We start from the raw sequence: 2,427 nt of genomic DNA, 5'->3' as shown, positions 1-2,427 counted from the left end.
CGCAATGATCACTTCTGCATCGGGCACCTTGGCAATCAACGAGGCCGCCTGCGAACAATCATTGGTCTGGCCTCCGGTCACGTCAAATGCAACCGGTCTCCAAGGCTGCCGCAGCCCGCAACCAAGTTCAGTTTCTGCGCAAAGGCAAACCCCCCGGGGGGGGGGCGCCTTCGCAGCAAGCAGCGCAGAACAGAACGCTCCGCTCGTCGAAAGCGGCTATCTGACGACACGCTGTAGTCATTGCACGGGGCCCATCCCTAGCGTAGATTTTGATCTAGCCAACCCAGCACTCTATCCTGCACATCCGCTCCATGTTCGGTTTCAAAGAACCAGTGCGGGCCGCGAGGATATGTGACCTGTTCGACACGCGTACCATGCATTTTGAGTCCGCGGTATAACATGTCGCCTTGCGACGTCGGCACGCGTCTGTCAGCCTGTCCATGCAGGATTAATACCGGTACATGCACATTGTCGATGTAGCGAATTGGCGAGTGCGCGTCATATTCGGCGCGATTGCTGACCGGGTCGCCGAAGTAGCCAGGAAGGTAGTCCGGTATGTCGGTGGTCAACGCCATTGCACCGATATCGATAACACCGGCACCGACAATCGCAGTCTTGAAGCGTGCAGATTGCGTCACCGCCCAGGCCGACAGATATCCGCCGTAGCTCCATCCACCAATGGCTAGGCGCGTCGGATCGATCACGCCCTCGCGTTCAAGCATGTCCACGCCATCGAGCACATCTTGAAAATCGGCACTCCCCCAATCATGTCGCGCCATTTCAGCGAACGCAGTGCCTTGGCCTTCCGACCCTCGCGGATTGGGCAACAGGACAGCGTAGCCATGCGTGGATAACAGTTGCGCCCAGTCGTGCCATGAACCTAGCCAGCCCGATGTCCAAGCAGCGGCTGGGCCACCGTGTATCTGTACCAGCGTGGGCAGGGGCGTGCCGGCTTTCCAGCCTGGCGGAGATACCAGCAGACCAGTGATAGGGAGCCCATCGCGCGAGGAGTTCCATGCTAGCTCGCGTACCTGACCATGAGCCCAACTTGCAACTTGAGGGTTACTATCGCTGCGTTGCGCGCTCTTTCCCGCGCGCAACGTCCAGATCTCGGCCGGCTGAGCATCGCGCAGCCCGATATAGGCAATATCGCCGTTATGTGCGGTAGTGAAAGCCTGATACGGGACCTGTTGCTGCGCCAACTGTGTCCAGCATCCGCTTTCGGCACTGATACTCAGGAAGACCCCACGTACACCTTGTAGGCCTTGGCCTATCAAGGTGCTGTTGTTTTGCCAGCGGGCTAGCCACAGAGTGCCAGGCCAGTCCTGACCCAGCACCACCCTGCGATGACCATCCAACTGCTCGACGATGATGTTTGCCACTATGCCGTGTAAGCCGAGTTGCCCATACAGTAGCCGCTTGCCATCCGGCGACCACTGCAGCGGCAAGGCTGAGGCATGTGACTCAAGTACCGTGCCGAGATTAACGTCCTGCAGGGGCAGTAATTGCACGTGCGACGCATACCAGTAGTCGTTGAGAGTGGTGCCATTGGAAACTCGCAGCGCCAGCTGGCTGCCGTCTGGTGACCAAGCCACATCATGTACCTGCAGACCTGGAGGCGTCAGCACACGCGTCTGGCCAGTGCGTAGATCGCGTATCCACACACGCACGAACCTTGTGGGGGTCTCGGTTTCCACCGCATCGCGCTTGGCTTGTGCGTCGGCGGTTGCCTGTGCGGTAGCCGGATCTAAAGCCAAGTAGGCAATCTGTTGGGCGTCGGGAGATAATGAAAACCCGCTCACCTCGCCAACTGAACGTGTCATCGGCTGCGGCGCTGTCCCATCTGTCTGCTGCCAGACCTGAGTTTTAGCAAGGTTATCGCGCCGGGTTGCGTTGTTAGGCAACGGACGCGTCGACAGAAACATCAGTTGTCTGCCGTCGGCCGACCAGCGAGGATGCTCGTCATTAGCGGTGTCGACCGAAGAGAGCGCTGTTGACGTCGCTGAGCCGCTTACAGGAACGCGCCAGACCTTGCTGAGCGGAGGCTTTCCCTGAGCCTGGGGCGTGCTCAGGGTGTAGGCGATCCAACGACTGTCTGGACTGATCTGCGGATCGCCCACGCTGCGCAATTGCATGATCTGGGCGGGTGTAGGTAGCGGACTAGCAGCCGCACTTTGAGTGTGGAACAGCCAGTTCGATAATACCCATAAAAGGAGGATCCAATACTTCACGTCACTACCACCGAAGCATCTAGAAAAATATTCTGTACTTATAGTGACACCTGCAACAGTCGTACGTCGACACAAAACGTGTTGCCTGAAGAGGCCTAGTGTACTGTTTTCGAAATAAGTTACCCATAACCTGCAAGCTAAGCTATTGATAAGATTTGAATTTTCCGTTAGTTGGTGGCTGATTTTTTCGAAAACA

1 protein-coding gene is annotated in these 2,427 nt (G+C 57.4%); it reads right to left on the bottom strand.

Features of this window, described 5'->3' with window-relative positions; genetic code table 11:
- Positions 1–257: 257 nt before the first annotated feature.
- On the bottom strand, positions 258–2,427 hold a 2,170-nt coding region (locus DW49_RS0107445; protein ID WP_206539570.1), incomplete at its 5' end, for a S9 family peptidase.

This window comes from Pseudomonas avellanae BPIC 631 (assembly GCF_000444135.1).
GTDB lineage: Bacteria > Pseudomonadota > Gammaproteobacteria > Pseudomonadales > Pseudomonadaceae > Aquipseudomonas > Aquipseudomonas avellanae.
The sequence above is the reverse complement of the archived record's forward strand: the minus strand, read 5'-3'. Positions and strand labels throughout refer to the sequence as shown.